Origin of the sequence: Phenylobacterium sp., from assembly GCF_035276905.1 — a bacterium.
Taxonomy (GTDB): Bacteria; Pseudomonadota; Alphaproteobacteria; order Caulobacterales; family Caulobacteraceae; genus Phenylobacterium.
This window is the reverse complement of sequence record NZ_DATELG010000103.1, coordinates 1-6,514: the sequence shown is the minus strand read 5'-3', so window position 1 is coordinate 6,514 and position 6,514 is coordinate 1. Positions and strand designations below refer to the sequence as shown.

Annotated in this window: 6 protein-coding genes; all 6 read right to left on the bottom strand. The window is 70.2% G+C overall.

Annotated features, from left to right (window positions below; translation table 11 throughout):
* Positions 1–136 precede the first annotated feature (136 nt).
* Positions 137–1,060 (bottom strand): UDP-N-acetylmuramate dehydrogenase, encoded by a 924-nt coding sequence (gene murB / locus VJS38_RS04500; protein WP_324086953.1) that lies wholly within the window; start codon positions 1,058–1,060, stop codon positions 137–139.
* Positions 1,057–2,478 (bottom strand): UDP-N-acetylmuramate--L-alanine ligase, encoded by a 1,422-nt coding sequence (murC, locus tag VJS38_RS04495; protein ID WP_324086952.1) that lies wholly within the window; start codon positions 2,476–2,478, stop codon positions 1,057–1,059. Before murC ends, murB begins: the two co-directional genes overlap by 4 nt.
* A gap of 56 nt (positions 2,479–2,534) precedes the next feature.
* Entirely contained in the window at positions 2,535–2,939 is a 405-nt protein-coding gene (locus VJS38_RS04490; RefSeq protein WP_324086951.1) for a response regulator, read from the bottom strand.
* Positions 2,940–3,067: 128 nt separating this feature from the next.
* Complete coding sequence (gene murG / locus VJS38_RS04485; protein WP_324086950.1) at positions 3,068–4,165, bottom strand: undecaprenyldiphospho-muramoylpentapeptide beta-N-acetylglucosaminyltransferase; 1,098 nt, start codon at positions 4,163–4,165, stop codon at positions 3,068–3,070.
* Between the two features lie 15 nt (positions 4,166–4,180).
* Positions 4,181–5,299 carry a putative lipid II flippase FtsW gene (gene ftsW, locus VJS38_RS04480; protein ID WP_324086954.1) on the bottom strand — a complete coding sequence of 373 codons (1,119 nt, stop codon included), beginning with the start codon at positions 5,297–5,299 and terminating at the stop codon, positions 4,181–4,183.
* A gap of 50 nt (positions 5,300–5,349) precedes the next feature.
* On the bottom strand, positions 5,350–6,514 hold a 1,165-nt coding region (gene murD / locus VJS38_RS04475), incomplete at its 5' end, for a UDP-N-acetylmuramoyl-L-alanine--D-glutamate ligase (RefSeq protein ID WP_324086949.1).

The following is a 6,514-nucleotide window of genomic DNA, read 5'->3' as shown; positions in this document are numbered from 1 at the left end:
CCATCTCGGCTCGACTGACAGGCGTCGTGCGGGCATTCCTATGCAGGTTCATCCGGTCCCCCGAGACTCAGCTGAAGTGTCGCAACAACAGCCTTCCCGGTCCGGACCGGATGGACAACCTACTGAGAGCTCACATCTAGCCGGCGCGGCCGATCCGTTTGATCTCCCAGTCGAGCTCGACGCCGAACTTCGCCTTCACATCGGCGCGGACGGCTTCGCCCAGGCCTTCGAGGTCGGCGGCGGTGGCTTCGCCGGTGTTGATCAGGAAGTTGGCGTGCAACGGCGAGAACATCGCTCCCCCGCCCTTCCCGCTCACACTAAACGGCTTGCCGCGCCAGCCGGCCTGGTCGACGAGCTGCCAGGAGGAATGGCCCGGCGGGTTCTTGAAGGTCGAGCCGCCGGTCTTCTCGCGAATCGGCTGGCTGGCCTCGCGCCGCTCGGTGATCTCGCTCATCCGCGCCTCGATGGCGGCCGGCTCGTCGGCCGCGCCCTCGAACAGGGCGCCGGTGAAGACCAAGGGCTCGGCCGCCGCGCGCGCCGACTTGCGGTAGCTGTAGCCGAGGTCGGCGTTGGAGAGCGTGATCCGTTCGCCGGCGCGGGTGACCGCATAGGCCTCGACCAGCACGTCCTTGGTCTCCGCGCCGTAGCAGCCGGCGTTCATCGTCAGCGCCCCGCCGACCGAACCGGGCACGCCGCGGTAGAACTCCAGGCCGGCGATCCCGGCCTTGGCCGCCTCGCGCGCCAGGACCGCGTCGAGCACCGCGGCCCCGGCGAAGATGCGGGTCGCGCCGCGCGGCTCGACGTTCGTGAAGCCCTTGCCCAGCCGCACGACGACGCCCTCGACCCCGCCGTCGCGCACCAGGGTGTTGGAGCCGACGCCCAGCGCCGTCACCGGCACGGCGGGATCGAGGCCGGCGAGAAACCGGGCGAGGTCGTCCTCGTCCTGCGGCAGGAAGACCACCTCGGCCGGCCCGCCGACGCGGAACCAGGTGAATGGGCCGAGCGGCTCGTCGAAAAGGATCTTGCCGCGGACGGCGGGCAGCCGATCGCGCCAACTCATTCGGCGGCCTTCCCCAGCGCCGTCAGTTCGTCCGGCAGGGCGTAGGCCCAGCCCGTGATGTCGCCGGCGCCCAGCAGCACGACCACGTCGCCGGGCTGGGTCTCGGGCCCGACCAGGCCCGCCAGCTCCCGCGGGCTTTCCAGCGGCAGGACACGCCGGTGCCCGTAGCGGCGCAGGCCCTCGACCAGGGCCGTGCGGTCGACCCCCTCGATGGGCGCCTCGCCCGCCGGGTAGACGTCGGCCACGATCACGGTGTCGGCGTCGTTGAAGCAGGCGCAGAATTCGTCGAACAGGTCGCGCAGGCGGCTGTAGCGGTGAGGCTGGACCACGGCCACGACCTTGCCCGCGGTCACCGCGCGGGCGGCCTTCAGCACCGAGGCGATCTCCACGGGATGGTGGCCGTAGTCGTCGACCACGCGCACGCCGTTCGCCACGCCCGTGGTCGTGAAACGCCGGCGCACCCCGCCGAAGCCGGCCAGGCCCTGGCGGATGCCGTCAGGCGAGACGCCCAGCTCGCGGGCGACGGCGATGGCCGCCAGGGAGTTCAGCACATTGTGGTTCCCCGCCATCGGCAGGCGCAGGTCGTCGTAGCGGACAGCCTCGCCGTCCAGCGGATTGATGACCACGTCGAAGCGGGCGCCGTCGGGGCCCATCTCGATCTTCTCGGCGCGGACCTCGGCCTGGGGATTGACGCCGTAGGTGACCAGCCGGCGGTTCTCGACCCGCGCGGCCAGCGCCTGCACCTCGGGGTGGTCGGTGCACACCGCGGCGAAGCCATAGAACGGGATGTTCTCCACGAAGTCGCGGAAGGCGCGCTTGACCGCGTCGAAGTCGCCGTAGTGGTCGAGGTGCTCGGGATCGATGTTGGTGACCACCGCGGCGGTGGAACGCAGCTTCAGGAAGGTGCCGTCGCTCTCGTCGGCCTCGACCACGATCCAGTCGCCGGAGCCGACCTTGGCGTTGGTGCCGTAGGCGTTGATGATCCCGCCGTTGACCACCGTCGGATCGAGCCCTCCAGCGTCGAGCAGGCAGGCGATCATCGAGGTGGTGGTGGTCTTGCCGTGCGTGCCGCCCACGGCCACCGAGAACTGGAGCCGCATCAGTTCGGCCAGCATCTCGGCCCGGCGCACCAGCGGCAGGCGCCGCTCGCGCGCGGCGAGCATCTCCGGATTGTCGTGCTTGACCGCCGTCGAATAGACCACCGCATAGGCGCCCTCGACGTGGGCGGCGTCGTGGCCGACGAAGATCTTCGCGCCCAGCTTTTCGAGCCGCTCGGTGTTGGCGCTGGCCTTGGCGTCGGAGCCCTGCACCGTATAGCCGATGCGCAGCATGATCTCGGCGATGCCGCTCATGCCTATGCCGCCGATGCCGACGAAATGGACGGGGCCGATGTCGAAGGGCACGGGGCGTCGGTTCATGGCTCGGTTGCTAGCATCAACCTTCCGGCAGGTGGAAGCCGAAAGCCCGCGACCGATCAGCCGAACCGCAGGCTGAGCTGTTCGGCCTCAGGCACGCTGCGGCCGACCGCCTTGGTGATCGCTTCCCACAGCTGGGAGACCAGGATCGGCTTGGTCACGTAGTCCTGAAAGCCCAGCTGGAGATACTGCGCGCGGGTCCGCGAATGGCAGTCCGCGGTCAGCGCGATGACCGGCGTGCGCCGCTCCGGGCCGACCGAGGCGCGAAGCCGCTGGACCACCTCGACGCCGCTCATGCCCGGCATGTGGATGTCCATCAGCACCAGGTCGAAGGTGCGCTGGCCGAGTTGCTCCAGCGCCGCCTCGCCGCTGCTCACGCCGAACGAGATCTGTCCGAACGCGCACATGATGTCTTCCACCACGCGCAGGTTCAGCAGGTCGTCGTCGACATGCAGGATCTGCAAGCGACGTGGTTCGGAGGAGTACGAGACCATCACACGCCCAATCGGATCTTCCCCGAAGATTGGACGCAATGTTTAACAATTGGCACAACCGGCCATACGTGATCGCAAAAAATGATCGTTAAGCGCGATCAACCATATTTGGCGGTTTCTTCGACCACGTCGGCCAGGCGTTCGGCGGCGTCGGGGATCGCGACCGAGCGCGCCGCCGCCGCCATCCGGGCCAACCGCTGCGGACTGTTCAACAGCTTGGCCAGCGCGCCGGAGAGGCTGTCGACGGTGAGCTGGTGTTCGCGGGCGATCTCGGCGCCGCCGGCGTCGGCCAGCAGGCGCGCGTTCTGGCCCTGGTCGTCGTCGATGGCGATGGCCAGCGGCACCAGGATCGAGGGGCGGCCGGCGACCGCGAATTCGCAGACGGTGCCCGCGCCGGCGCGGCCGATCACCAGGTGCGCAGCTTTCAGCCGGGCGGCCATGTCGCGGAAGAAGGGCGCGATCTCGGCCTCGACATTGGCGTCGCCGTAGGCGCGGCGGGCGAAGTTCATCGACTCCGGCCGGGTCTGCTGGGCGACGAGCAGCCGCTGGCGCAGCTGCTCGGGCAGAAGCTTGATCGCCTCGGGCACCAGTTCGGAAAGCAGACGCGCGCCCTGGCTGCCGCCTGTGACCAGAAGCCGCACCTGCTCGCCCGGCTGCGGCGGGGCGTAGGGCTCGTTCGCCAGCTCGCGGATCGGCGGGCGCACCGGATTGCCGACCACCACGGCGCGGGCGGCGACTTTGGGCGGCGCCTTCATCAGCGTCGGAAAGGCGCAGGCGACGGTGCGCACGTGCGGCGCCAGCATCCGGTTCGCCCGGCCCATCACCGCGTTCTGCTCGTGGATCACCGTCGGACGGCGGTCGAGGATCGCCCCGACCAGGGCCGGCGCGGATGGATAGCCGCCGAAGCCCACCACCACATGCGGGCCGAACTGGCGATAGGCCTTGCGCGCCTGGGCCGCGCCGCGCAGCACCGCCAGGCCGGCCTTGGCCATGCCGACCGGATCGCCCGGCTTGTAGGTGGCGGCTGAGAGGCCGATGCGGCGCTCGGCGGGGAAGTCCTGGGCCAGGCCCGCGACCCGCTCGTCGGACGCCAGCACGATCGACCAGCCGCGGGCGATCAGCGCCTCGGCCAGCGCCTGGGCGGGAAAGAGATGTCCGCCGGTTCCTCCGGCGGCGACGACGGCGACTTTGCGCATTCCTTGCGGCGGCCCTTACGCGAACGGGGCGGAGTTGGAGAGCCCCTCGCCCGGCGTATAGGCGCCGGGCCGGCGCCTGGTGAGCGCCAGCGCCATGCCGAGCGTCAGGCCCATGGCCAACATCGAAGAGCCCCCATAGGAGATGAAGGGCAGGGTCATGCCCTTGGTCGGAATCAGGTTGAGGTTCACGGCGACGTTGATGAAGGCCTGCTGGCCGACCAGCACGAAGAGCCCCGCCGCGGCGACCTGCTCGAAGGGATCGCTGAGCTTCATGGCGCGATAGAGGCCGCGCGCCACCAGCAGCGCGAAAAGCGAGATCAGCAGCAGGGAAAAGACCAGGCCGTACTCCTCCGCGCCCACCGAATAGATGAAGTCGGTGTGCAGGTCGGGCACGTGGCGCTTCATCACGCCCTCCCCCGGGCCGCGGCCAAGCAGGCCGCCGGCGCGGATCGCTTCGGCGGCGCGGTCGACCTGGTGGGTGTCGGCGCTGTCGGGCGAGACGAACTTGTGCACCCGCGCGGCCACGTGCGGGAACAGGAAGTAGGTCGACGATAGCCCCGCGACCGCCACCCCGCCCAGCAGCATCACCCAGGATATCGGCACGCCGGCCATCCAGAAGGCCGCGCCGAACGCCACGGTGATCAGCACCGACTGGCCGACATCCGGCTGGATCAGCAAGAGCGCGATGGAGATCCCGTAGAGGCCGAAGGCGATCGAGACGCCGGGCACGCCCTCGCCCTTCTGGCCCTCGGCGAACATCCAGGCGACCAGGATCACCAGCGCCGGTTTCATGAACTCCGACGGCTGCAGGGTGAAGCCGCCGATCTCCAGCCAACGCGTCGCGCCCTTGGCGTTATGGCCGAACAGCGGCAGCGCGATCATCACCGCGATCGCCGCCAGCCAGATGAAGAAGGCGGCCCGGCGGACGTTGCGCACGTCGAGCATCGAGACGCTGAGCAGGATCACCGCCGCGCCCGCGCCGAACACGCACTGGCGCACGGCGAAATGGAACGGATCGCCGATGTTCATCCGCATCGCCGCGGCGGGGCTCGAGGCGAACGACAGGGCGACGCCGATGGCGATCAAGAGCGCCGTCACCCCCAGCATCCAGCGGTCCACGGTCCACCACCACATGCCGATCGGCGAGCGGTCGGAACGGGCGAAGGCGTGAGCTTGCGAGGGAGTCACGCCGCGCCCCCGCCCGCCAGCCGCTCGACCGCGGCGCGGAAGGCCTCGCCGCGGGCCTCGAAGTCGGCGAACTGGTCGAAGGAGGCGCAGGCCGGCGAGAGCAGCACGACGGCGTCCTGGCCCGAGCCTTGCGCGTCGGCGAAGGCGGCCGCGACGGCGGCGTCGATGGTTCCCGCCTCGACCACCTTGGCCTTGCCTCTCAGCGTCTGGCCGAACGCCGCCGCGGCCTCGCCGATCAGATAGGCGGTCTCGATCCGGCCGAAGAGGTCCTGCAGGGCGTCGATGCCGCCGGTCTTCGGCTGGCCGCCGGCGATCCAGTAGAACTTCGGATAGCTCGACATCGCCTGGCGGGCGGCGTCGGCGTTGGTGGCCTTCGAGTCGTTGACGAAGCGCACGCGGCCGATCGTCGCCACCGTCTCCATGCGGTGCGCCAGCCCCGGGAAGCTCATCAGGTGTTCCGCCGCCTCGTCGGGGGCCACGCCCAGGCCCTTGGCGGCGGCGTAGGCGGCCGCCGCGTTCTGCCAGTTGTGCCGGCCGGGCAGCGAGCGGGCGCGCTTCAGGTCGGCGACCTCGACCGCGCGTTCGCCGGTGGCGTCATAGAGCAGGCCGTCCAGCGCATAGACCCCCCGGCCCATCGCCTTGGAGGCCGATACCGGGACGATGGTGCGCCGGTTGGCGGCGGTGATCTCGGTGCAGATCCGCGCGCCCCAGGGATCGTCGACGCCGATCACCGCGGTGTCGCCCTTGCCCTGGTTCGCCAGGATGCGCCGCTTGGCGGCGACATAGCCCTCCATCCCTCCGTGGCGGTCGAGGTGGTCGGGCGAGATGTTGAGGATGATGGCCACGTCGGGCTTCAGGCTGGAGGTCAGGTCCAGCTGGTAGGACGACAGCTCCAGGACGTACACGGCGCCGCCGTGCATGTCGTCGACGCCGAGGACGCCCACGCCGATGTTGCCGCCGATACGGGTGTCGCGGCCGGCCTGGGCGCAGATGTGGCCGATCAGGGCGGTGGTGGTCGACTTGCCGTTGGTGCCGGTCACCGCGACGATCTTCGGCCGCTTGTGCTCGGGCGCCGCGTTGACGGTGCGGGCGAAGAGCTCGATGTCGCCCAGGATCTCGACACCCTCTGCCCGCGCCTTCTGCACCGTCCAGTGCGGCTCG